This is a genomic window from Paenibacillus sp. LC231 (assembly GCF_001860525.1).
Lineage (GTDB): Bacteria > Bacillota > Bacilli > Paenibacillales > Paenibacillaceae > Paenibacillus_AQ.
In genome coordinates this window covers 161,477-184,741 of the sequence record NZ_JFOM01000008.1, presented here as the reverse complement: position 1 = coordinate 184,741, position 23,265 = coordinate 161,477, and the positions used below count along the sequence as shown (strand labels likewise).

The 23,265-nt window shown below is 50.7% G+C and carries 20 protein-coding genes and 1 pseudogene; 3 read left to right on the top strand and 18 right to left on the bottom strand.

Going from position 1 to position 23,265, the window contains the following annotated elements; genetic code table 11:
- Nucleotides 1–29: 29 nt before the first annotated feature.
- The 3 genes from AK95_RS04860 to AK95_RS04850 all read right to left on the bottom strand — a co-directional run bounded on the left by AK95_RS04860 (nucleotide 30) and on the right by AK95_RS04850 (nucleotide 4,366).
- On the bottom strand, nucleotides 30–929 hold the full coding sequence (locus AK95_RS04860) for a carbohydrate ABC transporter permease (RefSeq protein ID WP_071218836.1): 900 nt from the start codon (nucleotides 927–929) through the stop codon (nucleotides 30–32).
- Between the two features lie 27 nt (nucleotides 930–956).
- Nucleotides 957–1,934, bottom strand: coding sequence for an ABC transporter permease (locus AK95_RS04855; RefSeq protein ID WP_071218835.1), 978 nt, complete (start codon nucleotides 1,932–1,934; stop codon nucleotides 957–959).
- A 344-nt stretch (nucleotides 1,935–2,278) separates the two neighbouring features.
- Entirely contained in the window at nucleotides 2,279–4,366 is a 2,088-nt protein-coding gene (locus AK95_RS04850; RefSeq protein WP_235612990.1) for a molybdopterin-containing oxidoreductase family protein, read from the bottom strand.
- A 257-nt stretch (nucleotides 4,367–4,623) separates the two neighbouring features.
- Between AK95_RS04850 and AK95_RS35285 the strand changes: the two are divergent.
- A pseudogene (locus AK95_RS35285) lies at nucleotides 4,624–4,805 on the top strand (amino acid permease); the annotation flags it as partial.
- Between the two features lie 153 nt (nucleotides 4,806–4,958).
- Here the strand turns inward: AK95_RS35285 and AK95_RS04845 are convergent.
- From AK95_RS04845 to AK95_RS04820, 6 genes are all read right to left on the bottom strand, one after another.
- Entirely contained in the window at nucleotides 4,959–5,819 is an 861-nt protein-coding gene (locus AK95_RS04845; protein WP_071218833.1) for a formate/nitrite transporter family protein, read from the bottom strand.
- Between the two features lie 409 nt (nucleotides 5,820–6,228).
- On the bottom strand, nucleotides 6,229–7,476 hold the full coding sequence (locus AK95_RS04840) for an MFS transporter (RefSeq protein WP_071218832.1): 1,248 nt from the start codon (nucleotides 7,474–7,476) through the stop codon (nucleotides 6,229–6,231).
- Between the two features lie 110 nt (nucleotides 7,477–7,586).
- Entirely contained in the window at nucleotides 7,587–8,180 is a 594-nt protein-coding gene (locus AK95_RS04835) for a TetR/AcrR family transcriptional regulator (protein WP_071218831.1), read from the bottom strand.
- A gap of 248 nt (nucleotides 8,181–8,428) precedes the next feature.
- Nucleotides 8,429–9,022, bottom strand: coding sequence for a DUF4352 domain-containing protein (locus AK95_RS04830; RefSeq protein WP_071218830.1), 594 nt, complete (start codon nucleotides 9,020–9,022; stop codon nucleotides 8,429–8,431).
- A 127-nt stretch (nucleotides 9,023–9,149) separates the two neighbouring features.
- Nucleotides 9,150–10,511 carry an FAD-dependent oxidoreductase gene (locus AK95_RS04825; RefSeq protein ID WP_071218829.1) on the bottom strand — a complete coding sequence of 454 codons (1,362 nt, stop codon included), beginning with the start codon at nucleotides 10,509–10,511 and terminating at the stop codon, nucleotides 9,150–9,152.
- Nucleotides 10,512–11,014: 503 nt separating this feature from the next.
- On the bottom strand, nucleotides 11,015–11,494 hold the full coding sequence (locus AK95_RS04820) for a glutathione peroxidase (protein WP_071218828.1): 480 nt from the start codon (nucleotides 11,492–11,494) through the stop codon (nucleotides 11,015–11,017).
- A 288-nt stretch (nucleotides 11,495–11,782) separates the two neighbouring features.
- Here AK95_RS04820 and AK95_RS33795 point away from each other — a divergent pair, with 288 nt between their 5' ends.
- The gene (locus AK95_RS33795) at nucleotides 11,783–12,319 is read left to right on the top strand and encodes a hypothetical protein (protein WP_083397523.1); all 537 of its coding nucleotides are present in this window, start codon (nucleotides 11,783–11,785) and stop codon (nucleotides 12,317–12,319) included.
- A 24-nt stretch (nucleotides 12,320–12,343) separates the two neighbouring features.
- Here the strand turns inward: AK95_RS33795 and AK95_RS04810 are convergent, their stop codons facing one another.
- From AK95_RS04810 to AK95_RS04800, 3 genes are all read right to left on the bottom strand, one after another.
- The gene (locus AK95_RS04810) at nucleotides 12,344–13,597 is read right to left on the bottom strand and encodes a hypothetical protein (RefSeq protein WP_071218827.1); all 1,254 of its coding nucleotides are present in this window, start codon (nucleotides 13,595–13,597) and stop codon (nucleotides 12,344–12,346) included.
- Nucleotides 13,598–14,497: 900 nt separating this feature from the next.
- Complete coding sequence (locus AK95_RS04805; RefSeq protein WP_071218826.1) at nucleotides 14,498–14,848, bottom strand: DUF3243 domain-containing protein; 351 nt, start codon at nucleotides 14,846–14,848, stop codon at nucleotides 14,498–14,500.
- 95 nt (nucleotides 14,849–14,943) lie between these two features.
- Complete coding sequence (locus AK95_RS04800; protein ID WP_071218895.1) at nucleotides 14,944–16,638, bottom strand: DEAD/DEAH box helicase; 1,695 nt, start codon at nucleotides 16,636–16,638, stop codon at nucleotides 14,944–14,946.
- A gap of 194 nt (nucleotides 16,639–16,832) precedes the next feature.
- Here AK95_RS04800 and AK95_RS04795 point away from each other — a divergent pair, with 194 nt between their 5' ends.
- Nucleotides 16,833–17,399: a hypothetical protein gene (locus AK95_RS04795; RefSeq protein ID WP_071218825.1), complete on the top strand. Its 567-nt coding sequence runs from the start codon at nucleotides 16,833–16,835 to the stop codon at nucleotides 17,397–17,399.
- Here the strand turns inward: AK95_RS04795 and AK95_RS04790 are convergent.
- From AK95_RS04790 to AK95_RS04765, 6 genes are all read right to left on the bottom strand, one after another.
- Complete coding sequence (locus AK95_RS04790) at nucleotides 17,396–19,066, bottom strand: ABC1 kinase family protein (protein WP_071218824.1); 1,671 nt, start codon at nucleotides 19,064–19,066, stop codon at nucleotides 17,396–17,398. The genes AK95_RS04795 and AK95_RS04790 overlap by 4 nt on opposite strands.
- Complete coding sequence (locus AK95_RS04785) at nucleotides 19,067–19,384, bottom strand: phasin family protein (protein WP_071218823.1); 318 nt, start codon at nucleotides 19,382–19,384, stop codon at nucleotides 19,067–19,069.
- A 276-nt stretch (nucleotides 19,385–19,660) separates the two neighbouring features.
- Nucleotides 19,661–20,326, bottom strand: coding sequence for a PepSY domain-containing protein (locus tag AK95_RS04780; RefSeq protein ID WP_235612989.1), 666 nt, complete (start codon nucleotides 20,324–20,326; stop codon nucleotides 19,661–19,663).
- Between the two features lie 121 nt (nucleotides 20,327–20,447).
- Nucleotides 20,448–21,128 (bottom strand): PepSY domain-containing protein, encoded by a 681-nt coding sequence (locus AK95_RS35095; protein WP_071218822.1) that lies wholly within the window; start codon nucleotides 21,126–21,128, stop codon nucleotides 20,448–20,450.
- 87 nt (nucleotides 21,129–21,215) lie between these two features.
- On the bottom strand, nucleotides 21,216–22,568 hold the full coding sequence (locus AK95_RS04770; protein ID WP_071218821.1) for a sensor histidine kinase: 1,353 nt from the start codon (nucleotides 22,566–22,568) through the stop codon (nucleotides 21,216–21,218).
- A complete protein-coding gene (locus AK95_RS04765; protein WP_071218820.1) occupies nucleotides 22,565–23,263 on the bottom strand; it encodes a response regulator transcription factor in 699 nt (232 codons plus the stop codon). The genes AK95_RS04770 and AK95_RS04765 overlap by 4 nt, the downstream gene beginning before the upstream one ends.
- Nucleotides 23,264–23,265 lie beyond the last annotated feature (2 nt).

Sequence of the window (23,265 nt, the reverse complement as noted above, 5' to 3'; positions counted from 1 at the left end):
AAAGCTATTCGCCTTAAACCGTTCGTCAACTACTCCTTCAGCGAGCCTACCAGTACACCTTTGACAAAATACTTTTGCACAAAAGGATAGACAAGAATGATCGGTAAGGTCACCACGATCATCATCGCCATTGTGAGCGATTTTGAAGTGATTTGCCTTGCTTGATCCAGTAGGGCAACAGAAGCGCTATCGAGCACGGAGCTTGAACCCGATACAATATTGGCATTCAAGGTCTGCCGCAGAATCGTCTGAATGGGGAGTAAATGATCACTGGTGATGTAGATACTCGGCAGGAACCAGTCGTTCCAGTGTCCAACGGCAGTCAACAGAGCCAGCGTAGCGATAACCGGTCCGGACAATGGGAGAATAATCCGAAAGAATGTGCCCCAATTGCTGCAGCCGTCAATATGGGCTGACTCTTCCAGCCCTACGGGAAGAGCTCGAAAGAAGGTCCGAAAAATAATCATGTTCCACACACTGATTAAGGATGGAATAATAAATACCAGAAAGCTGTCCATCAGACCGAGTGAACGGATAAGGAGATACGTTGGAATCAACCCTCCACCAAAGTAGAGGGTGAATATAAAGAACAATGTGTAATATTTTCGTCCGATCAGATAAGTTCGGGTCATCCCGAATGCGAGAAGCGCTGTCATGAATATGGAGGTTGCGGTGCCGATTACGGTACGGCTTATGGATATGAAGAACCCGTTAAGCAGTCGGTCGTCCTGGAGTATGATTTTATAATTTTCGGTTGTGAATTCTCTTGGCCAGAAGGTGACTCCGCCCTTTGCGGTATCGACACCTACGTTGAAGGAAACAGCCACCGCATTCCAGAAAGGATAGAGTGCCGAGAAGGCTAATAAACTGAGGAACACGTAAATCACGATAAGCATGACCTTATCACCAAAGCTAATTCTTTTTAACATGCCGTACCTCCTGAGGGCTGCTGATTGTTACCATAAGCTATTACCAGATCTTCGAGCCAGATAGTTCGCGATCGTAAGCAGTCCAACACTGATAATCGCCTTGAACAATCCGATAGCAACCGCATAAGAATAACGGTGTGACCCTAGGCCTACTCGATAGACATACGTATCAATAACATCGGATACCGGCCGCAGCACCGGATTGGATGCCAGGAGCAAGATGTCCTCAAAGCCTGCATTGAGCAAGTTGCCGATCGCAAGAATCATAAAGATAATGATGACCGGCATAATCGAAGGAATCGTAATCAGGTAGATTTGCTTGGACTTGCTTGCACCGTCGATGTCGGCAGCCTCATAGAGAGCAGGATCAATACTCGCAATCGCAGCCAGGAATACAATCGAGTTAAATCCGATCTCCTTCCATACGTTGGCCGAAATCAGGATCGACCAAAAATACTCCTTTAACGAAAGGAAATTGATCGGTTCATCAATGGCCCCTATGCTCTCCAGCAGAATGTTGATGCTTCCGTTCTCCGTTGATAGCAAGGCGGTGGTGAACCCTGCCACAATAACCCATGATAAGAAATGAGGCAGATATGTAATCGTCTGGATGACTCTTTTGAATAACATATGGCGAACTTCATTCAATAAAAGTGCCAGTACAATCGGTGCTGGAAATCCGATAAAGAATTTCAATAAACTGATCACAATCGTGTTGCGCAAAATCCTTTCAAACTCGGGGGCGGCAAAAAAAGCTTCAAAATGTTTAAAACCAACCCACGGGTTATCCCAAATTCTCGAGCCGGTGAACAGGTTATAATCCATAAATCCGGTTATTACGCCGTACATAGGCAGATAGGCAAAAATGAAAACTAGAATGACGCCGGGTATCACCATGAGCTGAACATCCCATTGCTTCATGAATCGCCTAAGAAAATTTTTACTATGGACTTTTGGCTGCCGGGCAATGGGCGATGGTTGCTGTTCTGCAGTAGCTTGCGGCATAAGTTATCCTCCCGTTACGAAATGATGTAAAAGCATGCCGGGTCTCTGAATATTTACCGTTTTCGAAACCGCTTGCAATTGACTTAGTATCATTCTACCTATGGAAATATTTTGAATCTATATAATAAAACCCCGATTTTTTATACTTCTACCGGAATGTTTCACCCTTTCCAGCCAACAAAAAAACGTCTATCGACGCTTCCTCAATAGACAGACGCATTTAGCGGAAGTTTCTCTTCCGAGATAAGGGGTTACTAAGCCTCGGATGTTTATACTTTCTTATCTCTAAAAAAAAGACTGCCTTGAGGTCATATAGACCCGCAAGACAGTCAATGTATTCATCTTTATGCACCGGTTATTTTAGTACTGACCTCGACCACCGTTGAGAAGAAGGTAGCCCCTTCGCCCATATCCGACAGCCTGTCGGGTGTAAGGGCATTGGCACGCTGTTTGCGGCCCTCGCCTTCCCACCACAGGCCTTGGCTGACAACGGTGCCCGGCAGCATTTTATCCGTTACCTTGGCCCGAACTTCATAGGTTCCGCGGTCGTTGTATACCGTAACCATGTCTCCGTCCTCTATACCGCGTTCCTCTGCATCCTCCGGATGGATCTGCAGGGTTGGCTCCTTCTCCAGCTTCTGATGCTTCTCCACATTCGCAAAGGTCGAATTCAGGAAGTTGTGGTTCGGCGGCGAAATGAACATAAGCGGGTATTTGTACCCGCGGCCGCGCCTTACACCGTCATAACCTTCCTTGAGCGGAACGTAGGTCGGAAGAGGCGGAAGACCTGCTTCCTCCAACTGCGCGGAGTAAAGCTCGATCCGGCCCGAAGGCGTCGGCAAACGATCCAGATATGTTTCAAGCGGCGTCATATCAAGCTTCACATAGCGGTGTTCCTTTAGCTTGTCCAGCGTGACGCCGTTCAGATAAGGGTTATCCGGGAAGTCGAGCGCTCTTGCCATCATCTCCTCTTCCGTCTCATGGAAGGCCGGGTCAGTGAACCCCATAGCCCGCCCCAGTAGGGAGAACAGCTCTACATTGCTCTTGCTCTCCCCAAGCGCCGGGATGACCGGCTCCTGCAGCTGAATGTACTGATGCCAGTAGGAAGCGAACAGATCCGTATTCTCAAACGAGGAGGTTGCCGGGAGCACGATATCCGCATACTTGGCTGTATCCGTCATAAACAGGTCGTGCACGACGGTAAACAGATCCTCCCGTGCAAATCCTTCCCGCACCCGCTCGGTGTCAGGAGCAACAACCAGCGGATTACTGCAATAGACAAACACGGACTTAATCGGCTGCTCGGTCATCGCAAGCGCTTCGCCGATCCGGTTCATGTTAATCGTCCGTGCATCCGGATTCGGCCGGAGATCGGGACGTTCCAGCGCATCGCTGTCCATGCTGTTGTACCCGCCGTTCGACTTGGCAGCCCCTCCGCCCCGCTTCAGCCATTGTCCGGTCAAGGCCGGAAGCGCCGCGATGCTGCGCACCGTCAAGCCCCCATTGTCATGATGCTGAAGACCGTTACCGATATGAATGTAGGAAGTATCCGCCCGGCCGTACAGCTCGGCCAGCTTCTCGATATCCTCAACTGGAATTCCGGTAATGGAGGATACATGCTCTGGTGTATAGTCTTTCACATGCTCACGCAAGGCTTCATGACCGATCGTATACCGCCGGAGGAATTCCTCGTTCACCATAGCGTCACGGAACATGATGTGCATGAGGCCGACGGCCAGTGCCGCATCCGTGCCCGGAAACAGCGGAATGAACCAATCCGCCCATTGCCCCGTCTGGTTCTTATGCACGTCGATGACAACGACCTTGGCACCGGCCTTGCGCGCTTTCTCTGCCAACACCACCTGATGCATATTGGTGCTGACGATGTTGCCACCCCAGACGATGATGACGTCGGCATGAACGGTATCCTCCGGGACGGTGCCTCCATTAAACCCCATAACGGATTTCCAGCCCTCATTGCCTGCGGAATTACAGATCGACTGCTTCAGCCGGCTGGCGCCCAGCCTGTTGAAGAACCTCCGATCCATGCCGTCAACGCTTAATATCCCCATGTTGCCGTAGAAGCTGTAAGGCAGTATGCTCTCAGAGCCGTGCTCCTCGATCAGCTTCTTGTAGCGTTCAGTAATCTCCTGAACCGCTTCATCCCAGCTGATTCGCTCGAAAGTTCCCTGACCTTTAGGCCCTACCCTCCGCAGCGGATATAGCACGCGCTCCGGATGATACACGCGATGCGCCATATTACGGACTTTATTACAGATGGCTCCCTGCGTAATCGGATGATCCGGATTACCGGTAACCTTCACGATTTTTCCGTTCTCTTTATGCAGCAGCAGGCCGCAAGTATCGGGACAGTCCAACGGACAGACCGCCGGAAACACGCCGTTTTCCTGATGAATCATCGCTTGAGTCATTTCGTCTATTCCCCCTTGTACACGCTGAATCATATCCCTTTATCTTAAAAGAAAATCAGGGCTCCAGTAAAGTCTTACATTTTTTTCTGCATCGGTGATTCACTCTACTTCCTTCCGGGTATATTCCTATCAAGAGCAACGAAGAGGAACCCAGACCCTTTCTCTTCCTTGCCAAATCATGGACCACTCCCAAAAATTCGCCATGCCCATGTCTCCTCCCCCGAGACCGGCATGGCGAATTTGTTTTATATGGCATTATCCATACCGTACAGCGGAAGGCAAGCGAATCCGACTACCAGGTTCCGTGATCATCCCGCAGTTCATCCCCAAGAAGGGCTGGCATAACTTCCTGCACAATCAATCCAGCTTGCTCATCCGTGCACATTTACTGTATCGGAGAGATGTGATTATTACGACGGTGCCTTACCATTTTAAAAAAATAGGGGGCTTGTTCTTTTGCGCCTTATACAAAGAGTCCGCTCCGCCAACAACAAAAAAGCTGCGATCATCCGATCCCTTCTTAAAGGACGGGTCCATCGCAGCTATTTTCCACTGTTTGACTTTTGCCAGACTTACGGTATTAAGAAACACTCTACGCAGAATGAACCTGTTGAGCAGTGGCGGTAGCCGGAGCGGAAGGCAGCGCAGCATCTTGTTCGCCGCGTGGAATGACCTCAACCTTATCATTCTTCTTCAAATATACGGTCCCGTAGGCAGCCCCCACAAACAGCGCGCCTCCGACGAAATTGCCAAGCCAAACCGGAATGAAATTTATGAAATACTCACCCCAGCTGTAATACCCTTCAAATATCGCGGCCGGAATGAGGAACATGTTGGCCACCACGTGCTGAAAGCCGATGGCTACAAACGCCATCGTCGGAAACCAGATCCCGAGAATTTTGCCACTCATCTGGTCCGATCCGTAGGACAGCCACACGGCGAGCGCTACGAGCCAGTTGCAGCCGATGCCCGACAAGAAAGCCTGCAGGAAGCTGTCGTCCAGCTTGTGTCCCGCCATATCCACCAGCTTCTCCAGATAAACGCCGCTGCCTGTCAGACCGGTCACATGACCGAAGAAGTAAGCGACGAACAACGCCCCCGCCATATTGCTTACCGTGACGAGAGCCAAATTCCGTATCATCTCCTTCGTGGAAATCCGCTTCTTGAATCTGGCCAGGGACACGGCCATCATGTTGCCCGTCAGCAGCTCTCCGCCTGCGAGCAATACAAGAATCAGTCCGACAGGGAATATCGCCGCGCCTATAAAACCGGCAATGCCTCCCCAAGCCTCGGACGCCCCGGCAATCACGCGAATATCCAGCAAAAAGCCGAGCGCGATAAAAGCACCCGCCAAAAATCCTAATATCGTTACGTTCATGACGGAGTTATGTGCTTTTTTCACCCCGTTCTCCACGGTGATCTCCGCAATGCGATCAGGCTTGTTATAGGCCATGGCCGTTCCCCCATTTCTCCCGCATTCCGTCCTGAAATCTCCGAATGCAGCTTCTGATGTTTCTGTCACAGTCACAGTTACAGTTACAGTTACAGTTACAGTTACAGTTACCCATATTGTACCGCAGCCGCCAGAGCAAGAACGTGAATTATATCACGACCTTGTGCGTCAGGATCGGACAGCCTTGTGTTCTGGCTGCCCTGATCACGTTTAAGATCAATCATTCGCTCAATTCGAGCCAGCGGTACATATAAAAATAGCGGTGCCAGGAAATAATCCCGACACCGCTTGGTTGGTGCTTTTACCAGCCCTCTTGTTCTAAACCAGCAAGCTTATGCCAGTTTACCAGCAACACGTTCTAAACCAGCAGCCTATGCCAATTTACCAGCAACAAGTTCTAACCACTATCCTATGCCTCGGCGGCAGTCTCTACTCTAACAGGCGTTTCCTTTTCCTGAGCCGGAACGTTCGAGATCGGAAGCTTCATGCTAATCAAGGACGACAGCAGGAAGAGCGCGCCTGCCGTAAAATACACGACCACAATGGAGGTTACCGACATATACCATCCCGTAAACCCGGAGCCGATGAGCAGCATGCCGGTAAACATCGGCGTCATCACGCCATTCAGCCGACCGATGAATTTCTCTTCCACCTGCTGCATCATCACGGCCATCAGAACCGTCTGCGCCATCGCCATCAGCACCCCAGTTGCGAAGCGCATCGTGCCGGTCAGGATCGGCCACTGAGACAGCACCTCGACAAAGGTCGAGAGGCCAAGGAAGGCAAGCCCGGCGAACAACAAGTAATTCCCTTTCACTCTCCCCGCAATGACAGCAGCCAGGACGCCGCCAATTAACATACCTAGGCCCTCTAGCGCGGTGAACCACTGAACGCTGGACATTGCCAACTGTAAACGCTCCGTGATGACAAAGATATCAAGCGGCTGAACAAGTCCACTGCCGAGCGCCAATAAAACGTAGACCACCAGCATCACCTTCAACAGCCGACTGGAACCGATATAAGTGAAGCCCGCCCTCATGTCCTTCATAAAGGAACCGGTCGATTCCGAATTGTTAGAGGGTTCATCCACACTGGAAGGAAGAAACATTAGCACGATCGCCGAAGCACCGAATAGAACCAACAAGCTGATTAATGATGCCTGTAATCCAAAAGCTTGATAAATCGTCGTACCGACCATCGGCCCCAAAATGATAAACAGCGACATTGAGGTCTGGGACAAAGCCGTGGCCGCGGGCACATGCTCAGCCGGCAAGCAGCGCTTGATGAGCTTCATGGACGATGGCTGCGAGAATTGTGATACAACAGCCGAAACCAGGGTCACCGCAAACACGGCCTGCCAATATCCCGCATACACTACGAACAGGATAAGCAATATGGATAAAAAGCTGAGAATGTCCCCCCAGATCATCGTTCGCTTGGGACGCCAACGGTCCGCCAGCACGCCGCCAATCATGGAGATCACAAAGATCGGCGCGTATTCAATTACGGTAAGCAGCGATACGGCAACCGGATCATGGTTGCTCTTCTCCATAATGAAGAACAACAATGCCATGTTGCGGATCCAGATCCCGATATTTTGCATGAAATCCGAAACCATCAGCAGCACAAACGCGCGGTTGCCAAACAAATGCCTCATGTTTTATCCCCCTAATTAAAACCGACTATTCGGTTTAAATATGTTTATGCGGAAACGCCCGCCCCGCTTGCAAATCGAGAAGAAGCGTTTCCGATAAATCCTCCGGTACACTACGATCCTCGACTCGATAACACACCGCTTAAAAAATAAGTGACTCCCTTGCGGTACAGCTGCCTTGATTCCTCCTGGGACCGTTCAAAGTGCGACACCGACATCCCATCGAGCAGCGATGCAAATATGATGGATATTTCCTCTACATCCTCTGCAGGTATTCGCCCTTCGCTTACTCCTTCCGCTAAAATCTCGCGGTAGAGCGTGCGCGGACCTTGCAGGATGGCCAGCAACTCGCCCAAAATCGTCTTATTCTCCGGCTGATTGATATAGAATTCCTCCGCAATCTTGGTCAGCGGATTCTGGAAGTCGTCGACCATATGATCGGCAATGCCGTACAGCTTCTCCTCGAAACTGGCGTAACGGGCTTTTTGATCGTCCCAGGCTTCCATCCATTCCTGATTCTGCTTCGCCAGCAGCTTGACGAACAAATCTTCCTTGCTCTCAAAGTGATAGTAGATGCTTCCCTTACTGGCACCCGTATACTTGACCAGTTCATCCATGGATGTTGCCGCATACCCGCGCTGGATGAACAGTTCCTTCGCTTTATCCAGAATCATGTCGCGCTTTCGCTGCGCTTTTTCTGAAGACATCGATGTAAGCACTCCTTGCTTGGAAATAATAGTCCGGAATTCACGTACCAAAACCTGATTCTCTTAATAAAAATGAATCTGTGAAGATGATGAACACCGCTCACAGCTAAAAAACCGACTGTACGGTTTAATCATACTGAAAACATTCCCGCATGTAAAGCAGCGTCTTCACAATCACATAGAAAAAAGGACCTTGCCTCAGCAAAATCCTTTCATCATTCGTACATCCCGAAACCAATATTATTTTTTTATTCCACTGCCCAAATGGCTCTTCCTTCTTTCATCGGATCGCCATAACTCAGTTGCAGTCCCTTAACCCCCTGCTTCACTTCGTACGGTATTTCACCTGTCAGCTCGCCGCCTGGGGCAACGGTGCCGTCCAGCATTTTCACGTCATCCGTAATGGGAACCGTATAGTTAAGATCGCTCGAATCCGTCAGGGAAAAAGACAGCGCGGAAGAGATGACCAGCGGCTCCTGGCCATTGTTCTTCACGGTAATGTCAACCACCTTAAACGTATGGCCGGGCTGGGGCTTCAAATATTCATCACCATCGGATTCACGTACGCCGTTCAGCGTAATGACCGTGCCGTGATAATCCACCGTATCGCCCACTGCGGCAGGTTCGCCGATCGGCTTCACCTCTGCGTTGTCGGCCGGTTGGTCTTCACCTTGGGGTTCTGCAGGCGGCTGTTCTTCAGACGTCCCCGTCTGACCTGTCCCCCCACTGTCCACAACAGCCGGCGGAGTCTCTGCAGGCGGATCTGCCTGATCATTGGAACAAGCGGCCGTCAGCAGCATGGAGAACAATGCAGCTGAGGCCAACATTACTTTTTTATTCATACTTTATCCTACCTCCTGAAAGTCGAAATCTACATGTCCGGATATTTTCCAATTCGCTGTCAAAATCCATAATCCTTCAAAAACAAGAAAAAGACCCCCGAATCAGGGAGTCTTCTTGGTGAATCAATTACGAATGTACCGGTGTTTTTGTTTCGACCGCCGGCAATGCCTGCAGTCCAGCCGTGTTAAGGAAATTCCACGGTTTATTGTAATGCGGCTGGAAGAAGAAGTCGATGAAGGCCAATTGATCAATCGTCATCCGATTCTGTATGCATACCGACAGCGTGTTAATCGATTGCGTCATATCCACTTTGGAAATGACCTGTGCACCAAGCATGCGGCGGCTGTCTTGCTCATATACCACCTTCAGCGTAACCTCTTCGAAGGTAGGCATGAATTCCGGACGGTAATGATCCGTAATGGTGACCGTCTCCACCTTCAAGCCTTCGTCCTTGGCGGCTCCTTCGGTTAATCCCGTCGACGCAATGTTGTGTTCGTATATTTTCAATCCCGACGTACCTTGCGTTCCCATATACGGGGTTGTCGGCGACACAAGATTGCGTGCAACGAGCGTACCCATCCGGACTGCGTTAGTAGCCAGTGGAATATACATCATTTTGCCGGTCGGGTTATAGTGCACGGAGCAGCAATCGCCTGCTGCATATACATCCTGCTTGCTGCTTTGCATATATTGATCCACGACGATGGCGCCATTTTTCAACATTTCTACCTGACCCTTCACCAGCTCCGTATTCGGACGGAAGCCGATGCAGAGGATCACGAGATCCGTGTCGATCTCACCTTTGTCGGTGATAACCTTGTTCACCTTGCCATCCTTGCCTTGGAAAGAAGTCACGGTCTGGCCAAGGGCCATCTCAATCCCTTTCTCACGGAAGGATTCCTCGATCTTGCCGCTAAATTCAGGATCCAGATATTTGTTCAGAATGCGGTCGGCACTATCAATCAGGGTAACCTGCTTGCCGTTCTGTTGGAAGGCTTCGACCAGTTCTACGCCGATGTAACCGGCGCCGACAACCGTAATGTGTTTCGCTTCCTGCGCTTTTTCAATGATCGCATTGGAATGATTATAGTTTTTGCAGAGCAGAATATTATTCAGATCGATGCCTTCAAGCTTCGGTACGATTGGCCATGATCCGGTTGTGATAATCAGTTTGTCATAGGCATCATCAAAAATTTCTTCTGTAACCAGGTTCCGAACTTTCAAGCTTTTCTTATCCGTATCCACCGAAATGATCTCATGCTTCATCTTGGTTTCAACACCCAGCTCGTCGAGCTTCTGAGGCGAAGAGTAGAACAGACCGTCAGGGTCTTTTACAACGCCTCCGACGTAAAGCGCGATGCCGCAGGACAGGAATGAGATGTTATCATTGCGTTCATAAACGGTGATCTGTGCTTCCGGGTAAAGTTTGGCGGTATTCACGATGGCGGACGTTCCTGCATGGGTACAACCGATAACTGCTACTTTCATGGTTTTTCCTCCTCCAAGTATGAAGCTGTATATTTGATTAAGATGAGCACTTTTGCCTGGATTCATGCTTGGTAACGCTTGTTGAGCATGAATGTGGTGACGGGTAATATTATTTGTGAATGTTTTCACTTAATGCTTTTATTATAATGTGATTAATTTCACATTTCAATAGGTAATTGCGTTATTCACACATTGTTCATAATTTCACATAATTGGAATGATAAAAGATGTTGACCTAAAGAGCATTGATGCTCATGATGTTCTCATCGCCAATACTCAAGATTAGATCAAGAATACAGGTTCTGTATCAGGGTAAGCTATTAGGAGTCCAGCCTCATGAAATTCAAGCGTTCATCCTCTCCTATACGTTCTGCCTTGGAGGATCTTGCTTCGACTGGTCTAACGGAATGTGCCATGAAAAATCCAAAAAAACAGGACTATTCTCCCCAGAGGAATATCCCCCAAGGAAACAGCCCTGTTAATGTAATCGTTACTTTGTGCCACTAGCCAAGCAGAGATTCAATGGCGCCCTTCATCGATTCCGGCGTATCTCGCGGTTCGAATCGCTGAACCACCTTGCCCTCGCGGTCTACCAGAAACTTTGTGAAATTCCAAGCGATCTCTCCGCCTTCGTTCGGTCCTGGCTGCTCGGATTTCAAATATTGAAATAACGGATGCGTATCTTCCCCGTTCACGTCAATCTTCGCAAAGATTGGGAAATTCACGCCATAATTCAATTGACAGAATGATTCGGCCTCTTCACTTGTACCCGGCTCCTGTCCGCCAAACTGATTGCACGGGAAACCAAGAACCTGCAGTCCTTGCTGGCTATATTGGTCATACAGCTGCTGAAGCTCTCCATATTGCGGCGTAAGTCCGCACTGGCTTGCCGTATTTGCAATAATCAGAACCTTGCCTGCATACTGATCAAGCGAGACATCCTGACCCTTGGTATTTGTTGCATGATATTCGTAAACTGACATTTCGAATCTCCTCCCGGCTTGTTTTGAATGGATGGCATGCTTCCAAGCTCTACAGCCTAGCCAATCTCCTTCCATCATATCGAATAAATGGCTTTAAACCAAATTTCAGTTCCAACGCCTCTACCCCGCTGCCCGCAAATCCATTATGATGAATGTATAACCTCTTCAAACAAAATTTACATAGGCTAATAACAGCTGTTTAATCAGCAAGTAAGCAGGGTAATGATTTAAGGTTTGGAGACATATTGCAATATTCTGTATTTCAACAACAGTAAGTGAGGAAAAGAAATGAAACTGTATCCCGAAATGTTTGTATCCCCATGGCATCTCATTGTCATTGTGCTGGCACTGATTGCCTTCATCGGCTTAATCAAAGGGGGTTATGACCGAAAGACCGTGCTTCGCAGCACCGGGTTATCGACGCTGGCCTTCTATTTTATACTGACGATCCCCATTGGTCTTATCACCCAGGAATCGCTTTACAAAGAAGAAACGATGCTGACCGATTTAGATCAGAATTTTGAGGACAAGAAGGCGGGTTCCGAGCTCCAAAGCTTTGAAGACTACATAGTGGTCCATGCTGGCGCCTATAAAAACGAGGATGATGCGGACATGGAGATCTATGCCGGCAACTACCATGAGAGCCAAACATATCATGGTCACATCACCCTTTTCGTGTACGATAAGAACGATGATGAAGTCTTCACCGAGATGTACAAGAACGTAACCCTGGCCCCCGGCGAGAAGAAAAAGCTCGACACCGCCTTTACGAGCCAACCTATGGAAACCTACAGATACCGATACGAAACGCACCCCCAAATGTGAAGGGTGCGTTTTCTCGTTTTCGTATTAAGTTGACAGATGGTCTCCGGGCTGGATCCCCGGCTTCTCGTTGTCGGAAAGAGGCTGATACGCCCCCGGCATCGGCGGCAGATTCTTCGCATCCCGACCTTTGCGCACATGCCGGATGCCCAAATAGAAGAGACCGACCACAGGCAGTGACAGCATGGCTATAGCAAGGAGCATGCTGGACATTTGGTACGAGGGATCCGTTTCGATCTCGGAAAAATCCAAAAACATAAACGATATAAAGGTAATCAACGAGAACATGATAATCTGGAGCCAGCGCATCCATTTCACCAGGAAGAAAAACAGGATCGCGGAGAGTGCAACAAGTAAAATGGGGACTAACGGACGTTCCGGGTCCGCGTTACCCAGCTCTGCCTGGCGTGTCAGCCAATAACCGATAGCGAACTGAACCGGAAAAATCAGCCAAGCCAGCAAACCGGTTCCACGGAAAGCCGATCTTCGCTTTTGCAGCGTCTCTTCGTACTCGAGGAGTTTCATCTCGTATTCCAGCTGATTAAGCTCCTCCTCCGTCAATTCCCGGTCTTCCTCCTCATTTTCCTGTACCAGACGGTCCAGGTAAGGCCGGAATTGCCGCTCCATATTGCCATCAAATTCGGCACGCTCTAAATCCTCGTCCTCGCGAAGCAAAGACGCAACCGATTCATCCCCAAGATCATGAATGATGATGGATGTCAGGTATAAGGGAATGTCCCTTCTGCCGATAACCTCCAGCCACCGGTTGGCCTCCATCGGATCCGTGAAAGGAATGGCCACCGCCCGTTCCGTCTGCCCTTCTCCCGCAACCAGATACATAATCGGCATTAACTCCGCCATAGGCACGGATTCGGTCATTTTGCTCTTCTTATAAGCATAACTGAATTGAAAGATGTATCGCCCATAGTATATTTCCTTGATGTCACCGATTCTAAGGCTCCCCTTCAGGGAGTCTTTCGTTTCCGGGTCCCATCTCTCATATTCAATAAAATCTTCGTATAACAAATACTCGTCCAGATGCGTATTGTTCCAGATATGCCCTTTCAGGCTTCTGGACAGACGAATCATCATGAAGATACCGGCGGGTATGGCAACCAGACTCATCCAGGTCCAGACATTGGCCCAGAGGTACAGCAGCATCAAGGGACCCAGTGTCAGCGCCAGGCCAAGCAGTATTCCCAGCACGTGCATTTCAAATGTAATCACCCAATAAAAAGGCTGCATTTTGGGCTTTCTCTGCTCATGAATCACCAGAGACATTCAGGCAACTCCCCCTACTATTCCTTCATTTGTTTCTATGGCTCACATGTAACGAAGACATTGGAGATCAATATGGAGCAGTTCGCAGGATGTACCAAATAGTATGTTAGGCCAACGGTAGAGTGTACGTCTGACAGTTCGACAGAAGAGCGGTAATTGATAGTCTTGCCGAGCTATGAAGGAGCGTCCCGCGTTCACTCGAAGTCTAACGGACTCAGGAGACGTTATTTCGCAAAAAATGGGGTTTTAAGCGAATCGAACGGACAGGAGATCCGTTATTCATCTGGAAAGACGATATTTTGGCTGTTTTCAGGCCAAATAACGGCTCTGGTGTCCGTTAGAACGATAAATGGACCTCATAACAGGGAAATAACGTATCTGATGTCCGTTAGCCTCGGCGTTCGGCAGGGTTCTGGCCATCGTCATAGCGATTTCGTTGCACCTAGATACCATAACATTGCCCCAGATACCATATCATTGCATCTAGATACCATAACATTGCCCCAGATACCATACCGTTGCACCCAATACCATAACATTGCCCGGGATACCATATCGTTGCATCTAGATACCATAACATTGCCCCAGATACCATACCGTTGCACCCAATACCATAACATTGCCCCGGATACCATATCGTTGCACCCAGATACCATATCATTGCGCACCCAGATACCACATCATTGCACCGCACCTCGATATGATAACGAAGGCGGAGGCAGACCAGCACGTCTAGCTTGCATGCATATTATGTATAGAAATTAATATCCATCCCTACATCCCTACATCCCTACATCCCTACATCCCTACATCCCTATAAGTATGTTAATTACTACTCTTGAACCCAAAAATCCTTCCACGGCAAGTCAGCCGGGAAGGATTTCCATCTCACGCTTTGCCTTATTGAGCCGTTCGTTTCTGAGCCAGCTTCACAAGCAGATGAGCCAGCTGATGCTGCTCCGCTTGGGTTCCGACCTTCCATAACTCCTGAAGAAGCTTCTCTTCGGAATTACGAGGCTCCTCGTTTGCAGCCAGATAACCAGCCACCTTTTCTGCTGCCTGCGCCAGCTGCTCTTCATTCAATCCAATGCTCTCGGCAAGCTGAATTCGCTTGTTCAAATAGGATTGGAAGGCATCAAAATCGGCCAGGATTCTCTCCTTCTCCCCATCATCAATCCGGTCCATTGCGTCACTGACCTTACTCACATCCAGCTCACCTTGCTTGTTCACTACATGATTATGTTCAGACATGGTAACGCCTCCTTGTCATTGACTGGGTAACGCTCTCTACTTAAACGGGATCTTCCGGATTGAAACAGATGCTTCCTGAAATTTTTCTGGAACTTCTAGCGGCTGCGTCCACCGCGCCGGCCACCACTCTGGCCTCTTGCAGCACGGCCTTCAGAGGATCGGGTACCGCCCTGTCCGCCGCGACCGCCTTGATTTCCACGCCCCTCGGTTCTGGACGGTCCACGGCTGCTGCCACCGCGTGTTCCGGCCTGTGATCCACGGCCTTCGCCTGCACGCCCGCCGTCACGACTGCCACTGCTGCGGCCTCCAGCCGACAATGGTCCGCGGCCTTCGCCTGCACGCCCGCCGTCACGACTACCGCTGCTGCGGCCTCCAGCCGCAGATTGTCCACGTCCCTCGTCTACACGGCCGTCACGGTTTCCTGCCCGTCCGGATCCACGTTCATCTCTGCGTGACGATCCGGCCCTTCCTCTGCTCTGCTCGCTGCCGCGGCTCCGCCCTGAACCCGTACCGCGATCCGCTCGGCTTCTGCCTTGGCCGCGTTCCTGATCGGCTTCAAGCGAAGAGATGTTTCTTGCTTTTCCCGGTCTGCCTGTATCTCTGCCTGAGCCGCCCGTGCTTTCCCGAAGGCCTCCAGCACTGGAATCATATCGGACTCGCTTCAAGCGCAGGGAAATTCCTTCCTCAATGCGCTGTAGATCATTAAGATCCTTACCGGCAGCAAACGTGATAGCCATCCCGTTCCCACCGGCCCGTCCGGTCCGTCCGATACGATGGATGTAACTTTCAACATCATGAGGCATATCGTAGTTAAAGACATGCGTCACGCCCTCGACGTCAAGCCCTCTCGCAGCAACGTCCGTTGCCACCAGCAGCTGCAGCTTGGCTTCCCGGAATCGCTTCATGACCGCTTCCCGCTTCGCTTGGGACAGGTCCCCGTGCAGCTCGTCCGATTGATACCCATGGGCCAGCAGCGCTTCATTCAATGTTGATGCTCTGCGCTTTGTCCGGCAGAAGATAATCGCGAGAAAAGGGTTATGCTCCTCAATCATCGCACGCAGGGCATCCTGCTTGGAACGGTCTGTACACTCGACCACAACCTGCTGGATCTGCTCCAGCGGAATCGGGGAAGCCCCCTTAATGACAATATCGACGGGGTCTTTCATATAGTTGCCGGCAAGCTGTTTCACGCCGGCAGGCATCGTGGCCGAGAAGAGCATCGTCTGGCGCCGATACGGAAGCGCGTGCATCAGTGCCTCCACCTCATCCAGAAAGCCCATGTGCAGCATCTGGTCGGCTTCGTCCAGTACCAGTTGCTTCACACCACCCAGCTCAAGCGTGCCCCGGCGTAAATGGTCCAGCAACCGGCCCGGTGTTCCGATGATCAAATGTCGGCCGCCTTCGAGCTTGCGCAGCTGTTTCTCCACGTCCTGACCGCCATAGACCGCCAGAATTTTGATCCCGTCCGGCTCGCCGGCCGTCAGCTTTTTGGCTTCTTCCGTAATCTGCAATGCCAATTCCCGTGTCGGCGCAATAATGAGCGCCTGCGGGTACGCCCGCTTCGGATCGAGTTGCTGCAGAATCGGCAGCATGAAAGCCAGCGTTTTACCTGTGCCGGTCTTTGCCCGGGCGATAACGTCCTTTCCTTGCAGCAGCAGCGGGATACTCTCTTGCTGTACCGGAGTCGGCACGGCAATTCCCTGCTCCTTCAGTTTCCGTACTCTTTGTTCGTCAATGCCCAGCTGTTGAAAGTTCGGCAAACGTTCCACCTCATTTAAATTATTTAGCATCTGTTGCGTCAAATCAATTGGATTTAGCAAACAAACATACTTACATATAAGTCCGACAAAATGTCGATCGAATTCGTTTCTAAGAAGAACAAACGTTGTCGTTGTATTTCTTTTCAACTGACAAAAGACCCTGACTTTGGTAATGTCTATGATATAGAAATCCAGTTTACACCAACTAAGGAGGTGTCCCCGATATGCATACCATACAGATCATTCTGTCAGCACTCATCCTGATGATTCTGTTCGGCCTTATCAATCTGATGATGAATTATATTTCAAGACGCGACGGGGAGCCTACCGTACCCTTACGAAAGAAGCTGTGGCTTATCCCGCTGTTGTCGGCCTTTATTATTATACCGTTAGAACTCTTTGCGATGTTATATGCCCGGTGGTTCCCCATATCAGATCCATCCGGATCAGGTGAAATCCTGGCTTACGGCGGTCAAGGCGTATGGCTCGGCTTCTCGCTCACCATCCTGATCGGGTTCCTGATCTTCGAAGGCATCCTTCATCCTTTGGTTATCACCCTGCTAAGACTGCTGCTTCGCAAGGATACCTCCATCTATATCAAACAGGCGGTTACCGTTGTGACCGACACGGTTTTGCTGCACATAGCGTCTCTGATCGTGCCCGGTATTCCTGTCGGCGGCTGGCTGCAAGCGCTTCTCATTGCCTTATTCTTTCACCTCATAGAATGGATCCTCATCGGAGTCCAGACTTGGGTGCAGCAGCGCAAGCGGGCAAGAGCCGAATCTACCTAGAACCTGCCGGATTTGAAAATGGCATATAACAGCCATGCAACCATGAGCAAGGCCACAATGAATCCGACTTCAATCACGGGGAAACTCCACAGCATCATCGGCTCTCGACTGAGCGACGAACCGATAATCAAACCCACCATGATGATGCTGAAAGCCAGAAGCACAATGCTGAAGGAGAGCCGGTTACTGATCTGATCCAGCTTGCGCATTAGGGTTTGCAGTTCGGGAACACTGATCTCCACCCGCAGTTTCCCCTTGCTGATCAGGGCCGACAGCTGCCTGGCCTGTCCGGGCAGATCAAGTAAACTCTCGGCAAGTCCGCTTACCCCGTCCAGCACCTTCCTGCTGATCCGGCGGGTATTATACCGCTTCTTCAACAACTTTCGGCCAAAAGGCTCCGCCATATCGATAATACTCAGACTCGGGTCCAGCATCTCGATGACCCCTTCGAGCGTCAGCAATGATTTGCCAAGCAGCGTCATATCCGGTGGCAGCATAATCCGGTGCCGCTGGGCAACGGCAAACAGATCCGTCAATGCCTTACCGATGCGCACTTGAGCGAAAGGAACATCATAATACTCTCCCCGCAGCCGGTCCATGTCTGACCGGAGCGAATCCATGTCGCAATCGTCCGGGATCAAACCCATTCTGGAAACCGCCCGGATCATCCCTTCCGAATTCCGCCGCATCAAGGCAATAATGAGTCCGGACAGATGGTCCTTCATATCTTCGCTGAGATGACCCACCAGCCCAAAGTCCAGAAAGACCAGCTTGCCGTCCTCTCTGACAAGTAAATTCCCCGGATGAGGGTCGGCATGAAAAAATCCCTCAATAAAAATCTGCTGCAGCATGCCATCGATCAAATGTTCAGCGATCGCCTTCAGATCATGTCCCTTGTCCACGATCTCCTGCCTCCGGCTTAAGGTGAGGCCATCGACATACTCCATCATCAGGACTTTAGATGACGTGTACTCCCAATAAATCCGCGGAATGCGGATATATTCATGCTCCGGCATCTGGGAGGCTATCTTCTCTGCGTTTCGGGCTTCATGGCTGTAATCCAGCTCGGCCATCATCGCTCTGGCAAATTCGTCAACGATCCGGTCCACACGGTACTGCTTCACCCATTCCCAGTGGCGCTCGGCAATCGAGATTAAATCCCGCAATATCTCCAAGTCACGGCCGATCATCCGGGCTACACCGGGCCGCTGAACCTTGATCGCTACATGCTCTCCGGATTTCAGCTTCCCGGCATGGACCTGCCCAATCGAGGCGGCTGCCAGCGGTTTGTCTTCAAACTCGCTCAACACTTCATCGATCGGCATACCCCACTCTTGCTCAATCAGCTCCCTTGCGCTCGTAGAAGAAAATGGAGGCACCCGTTCCTGCAGCTTCACCAATTCCTGGATAATATGGTCAGGCAGCAGGTCCGATCTTGTACTCGCCAACTGTCCGAGCTTCACAAAGGCGGGGCCAAGATCCTCTAGCACTCGCCGGATGCGTTCCCCGAGCGTAATCGTCTCCGGCTGTTCCCTGGAACTCCAGCGGACAGGCAGCGACAGAACATGAAACAGTCCCATCTCCTCCACCATATAGCCAAAGCCATGACGCATGAGCGCCATGGCGATTTCCCGGTAACGTCCGGCATGTCGAATTCGGACCGCCATCTATTCCTGCCGCGATCCTTCCAGTTCTACAACCTTCTTCTCCAGAGTAGCAATGCGCTGTTCCAGGCTGGCGACATCACTCTCTTTGGGAACATCCAGATCGGACAATACACGCTGCACCTGTTCATAAATATAGTTCTTGATCTGCGACTGCTCCTCTTCGCCGCGTTCGACGAGACGGTTCACAAGCGCTTTGGACTCCGCAGGAGCAAGCTCCCCGCGTTTGACCAGATCATCCACGATTTTCTCTACTTTTTCCTTGCTGACCACGGTAAGGCCCAATCCTAACGAGATGGCTTTCTTAAAAAGATCACTCACGGTACATCCCTCCCGGTCGTTGTCTGGTTCCATTATAACCTTTAACGCTGGTAAAAACATCTATCCTTGGACTTGCTTTCATAAGTATAGAGAAGCTGCCTTATCAATTTCCCCTGATTTCACATGAAATATGAGGGGAATCCGGAATCGGTTAACAAGAAATTGCATTCCAGCCATGCTTATTATGTAAAATACAATTAAAAAAACGAACAGGCGGGAAAGTAAATGATCCCGCCTGTTCGCTTATGGTGTTATCTCATGCAGTTGAAGAATGGCTTAGTCGTCATCCCCGTCATGATCGTCGCGATCATCATGATCCCCATCGTGATGGTCATCATAGTCATCATCATGGTCGTAATCGTCGTCATCATGGTCGTCGTATTTCTCATACTCTGCCTTGATCACTTTACCGCTGATCGCATGGACTTCTACGTCAGATGATCCGTTTGCCGTCTTCACTTCGACGTCATACACCCATCTGCCGTCATCTTGGTCCAGATCCACTTCCACAGCCGTACCGCCCTTAGCGTGTTTAACTGCGATAGCGGATGCCTTGCCGGCACCGATCAGATTGCCTGGAAGGTTATCACGATCATCATCATCGTCATCCTGGTCGGCTCTTACGCCAAGGGATTTGCCGGTATAGGCATCAATCCATACATCCACGTCCCGGTTATTCTGCTGGATCTCCACATCGTACACCAGCTTGCCCTTTTTTCGGTCTATATCAATGCTCTCCACTTTGCCGCTGGCAGCAGCCAGTGCCAATTGCTCCGCTTTTTCCATTCCGATCAGCTGCTGCTGTTGCTTCGTTGCTGCCTGAGTTCCCGCTGCAGTCGTCTGTCCTGATCCTGCCGCCTGTACAGCGTTATAACCGTATACTCCACTCGCCGCGATAGCTACGGACAGTGCGCCTGCCCACCATATTTTTTTCTTCATCATATTACGCCTCCTCATTCTTCTCTCCTGTTGATCTCTACAAAACCAATATACCGTCTCAACATGAGAGCTTTCGGAGAGAAAGATTAGAAAACGATGAGAAAACGCGGACAAGACCTCTCATTTATTCATCGTCGTCCTCATCATCCCAAGTCACCGTCATGATCTTACCGGTAATGGCATGGACTTGAATGGTCGCTTCACGCCCGTCCGCTCTCTCAACCTCCACCAGATAGTAACGGCTGCTCTTACTCTCGCGATATTCCACATCTTCCACCGTTCCGGGTACCTTGTCTAAAGAAAGCTTGATCGCGTATTCTTTGGTAATCATCGTTGCAGGCGGTTCCGAAGTGCCGCTTCTGTTTCCGCTTTCCCCGCCCGCAGCTCCCTCCGCTGCTCCCTTGCCACCGTTATCCGCTGGCTCGGAAGGAGGAGTGTCTGGATCCGGTTCCGTTGGCTGATCCGGTTCCGTTGGCTGATCCGGCTCCCTTGGCCCAGCCGGTTCAGGATCTGGCTTCACAGCGGTCTTATCCCGCTGCTCTATGGACACGATATCACCTTGACGAGCATCCACCGTCATCTCATATGTTCCGGTACCCGACTGAAGCTCTAAACGATACACCCCGCCGTCCAGCGCGGTCTTCGTTATTTCGCCGCCAGGATATTGGGAGAGCACCTCCTCCACCACTTCATCCATTGACATAGCGGAAGTAGAACGGCTAAAAGGACTCCATACCGCATTCACAATAATCATAATCGCTACCAGCATCACGATACCCAGCAGCAGACTGACTTTTTTACGCATCGAATCACCTCGGATACAATCTGTCTTTACCGTCAGTATAGCGCAGCATAGTTAGAATACGATGAGAAAAAGGAACGTTTTAGCCTTTTATTTCGATTCTTGCAGCCGGATCGTGGCGGTTGTACCGACACCCGGCAGACTATCCAGCTCAATCGAAGCCGAGATGGCCTCAGCGATATCCTTCGCCAAGGACAAACCAAGACCGGCCCCCCCGCCCCGGCGGGTACGAGCCTCATCCACCCGGTAGAAACGGTCGAACACGTGCTCCAGCTCCTCTTTGGCAATGCCGATTCCGCGGTCGATGACCCGGATATAAACCTCTGAAGATTTCTTGCCAACCTGGATGACAATATGTTCGTCACTGTACTTGCGCGCATTATCCAGCAGAATGAACAAGAGCTGCTTCAGCCTGCGGCTGTCCGTCCAGCCGAGAACCTCGCCATCGGCTTCAACCTCCACCGTGCGGTTATAGGCATCGCGAAAGGCACGCGCAGATGACTCCGATAATGCCACGAGATCCACCTGCTCCATCTCGACCTGCCATTGATCCTGATTGCGGGCAAGCAGCAGCAGCTGCTCCGTCATCTCCTTCATCCGAATTGCTTCCGAATGGATCGCTTCCACGGATTCCATGAACAACTCCGGCCGGTCCAGACCTCGTCGCTTTAACAGACTTGCGTAACTCTCGATGATAGTGAGCGGCGTCTTTAACTCATGGGAAGCGTTGGACACGAATTGCTCCTGCCTCGCATGATTGCTCTCCAGCAGCGTAATCATGTCGTTGAACGCAGCCCCCATCTCCACCAATTCATCCTTCGATCTCTCCTTCAGCTCGATGCGCCGGAACCGCCCGCTTTGCCGGATCTCCCGCATCGTACGGATCAAAGCCGTAATCGGCTGTACGATCAAACGTCCCAATATTCGCGTCGAAAGGATGACCGGAACCAAGGCAATCGCGGTTACGGCAACCAGTACGATGCGCAGCACTTGGAGCGTCTCCATCGTAGCGGCAAGACTGCGGGCCACCTGTATATTAACCACGACCCCGTCTCTCCAAATGATAGGCAGGGAAACCATCGTATACCGGATATTATCATACTCGACGACCTTCACCTGCTTCTGCGTATCGTACGGCAGCTTAAGATCATCCATATCCTCCCCGGAGGGAGTCACTGAAGTGGACAGATAGCTTTCATCGGGCCCGAGCAATTGAATCTTCCCGTCCAGAGGGACATAGCTTCGTAGAAGATCGCTCGTCGGAATCGTATCCGCGGCTTTGGCCATTTCCCGCGAAATTCTAGAGTCCTCCGCTTCCGCTTGCTCCAGCTGGCTGTCCACCGTCATTTTGCTAAACACATAGTACACGGATAAATTCATGACTATCAGAATGGCCGCCATCAGCACCGACGAATAGAGGTGGATTTTACTGCTCAGCTTCATGGGGTCTCTTTGAGCACGTAGCCGACGCCGCGGACGGTGTGAATGAGCTCATTTGCGCTATCATGATCGATTTTCTTGCGGACGTATCGTATATACACATCGACGACGTTGGTGTCGCCGTAATAATCGTATCCCCATACGGCAGCGAGAATCTGCTCGCGGTTCAGCACCTGCCGTTTGTTCTTCAGTAAATAAACGAGCAAGTCAAATTCACGCGGCGTCAGATCGATCCTTCTGCCATCGCGAATGACTTCCCGCGTGCCTTCGTTCAATTTCAAATCCGCTGCCTTAAGCCACTCTCCTGCCGCCTGCTCTTCCGGATCCTGCTTACCCTGAAGCCGCAGCGCAGCACGAATCCGCGCCAGCAGCTCTTCGATCTGAAACGGCTTCGTTATATAATCATTGGCTCCTAGATCAAGCCCCGATACTTTATCCTCAACGGAGCTCTTGGCTGTCAGCAGCAGCACGGCGGTGTGCGAGTCATGGGCACGGATGCGCCGCAGCAGCTCAATCCCGCTCATTCCGGGTAGCATGACATCCAGCAGAATTAAATCCACGTCCTGACTGCGGTATGCCTCCAGCGCATCCAGCCCGTTGTCTGCCTTGGTGACCTGGTATCCTTCACTTTCCAGCTCGATTTCAAGCAAACGGGATATTTTCGCTTCATCCTCAACAATTAGTATCTTCCCGCTCACGC

Coding starts and splice junctions, on each gene's coding strand:
- AK95_RS33795 (WP_083397523.1), top strand. CDS start 11,783: ATGAAACTGTATCCCGAAATGTTTGTATCCCCATGGCATCTCATTGTC.
- AK95_RS04805 (WP_071218826.1), bottom strand. CDS start 14,848: ATGTCTGAACATAATCATGTAGTGAACAAGCAAGGTGAGCTGGATGTG.
- AK95_RS04835 (WP_071218831.1), bottom strand. CDS start 8,180: ATGTCTTCAGAAAAAGCGCAGCGAAAGCGCGACATGATTCTGGATAAA.
- AK95_RS04830 (WP_071218830.1), bottom strand. CDS start 9,022: ATGAATAAAAAAGTAATGTTGGCCTCAGCTGCATTGTTCTCCATGCTG.
- AK95_RS35095 (WP_071218822.1), bottom strand. CDS start 21,128: ATGCGTAAAAAAGTCAGTCTGCTGCTGGGTATCGTGATGCTGGTAGCG.
- AK95_RS04770 (WP_071218821.1), bottom strand. CDS start 22,568: ATGAAGCTGAGCAGTAAAATCCACCTCTATTCGTCGGTGCTGATGGCG.
- AK95_RS04840 (WP_071218832.1), bottom strand. CDS start 7,476: ATGAGGCATTTGTTTGGCAACCGCGCGTTTGTGCTGCTGATGGTTTCG.
- AK95_RS04790 (WP_071218824.1), bottom strand. CDS start 19,066: ATGGCGGTCCGAATTCGACATGCCGGACGTTACCGGGAAATCGCCATG.
- AK95_RS04810 (WP_071218827.1), bottom strand. CDS start 13,597: ATGTCTCTGGTGATTCATGAGCAGAGAAAGCCCAAAATGCAGCCTTTT.
- AK95_RS04780 (WP_235612989.1), bottom strand. CDS start 20,326: ATGATGAAGAAAAAAATATGGTGGGCAGGCGCACTGTCCGTAGCTATC.
- AK95_RS04825 (WP_071218829.1), bottom strand. CDS start 10,511: ATGAAAGTAGCAGTTATCGGTTGTACCCATGCAGGAACGTCCGCCATC.
- AK95_RS04800 (WP_071218895.1), bottom strand. CDS start 16,638: ATGCTAAATAATTTAAATGAGGTGGAACGTTTGCCGAACTTTCAACAG.
- AK95_RS04795 (WP_071218825.1), top strand. CDS start 16,833: ATGCATACCATACAGATCATTCTGTCAGCACTCATCCTGATGATTCTG.
- AK95_RS04850 (WP_235612990.1), bottom strand. CDS start 4,366: ATGACTCAAGCGATGATTCATCAGGAAAACGGCGTGTTTCCGGCGGTC.
- AK95_RS04820 (WP_071218828.1), bottom strand. CDS start 11,494: ATGTCAGTTTACGAATATCATGCAACAAATACCAAGGGTCAGGATGTC.
- AK95_RS04845 (WP_071218833.1), bottom strand. CDS start 5,819: ATGGCCTATAACAAGCCTGATCGCATTGCGGAGATCACCGTGGAGAAC.
- AK95_RS04860 (WP_071218836.1), bottom strand. CDS start 929: ATGTTAAAAAGAATTAGCTTTGGTGATAAGGTCATGCTTATCGTGATT.
- AK95_RS04855 (WP_071218835.1), bottom strand. CDS start 1,934: ATGCCGCAAGCTACTGCAGAACAGCAACCATCGCCCATTGCCCGGCAG.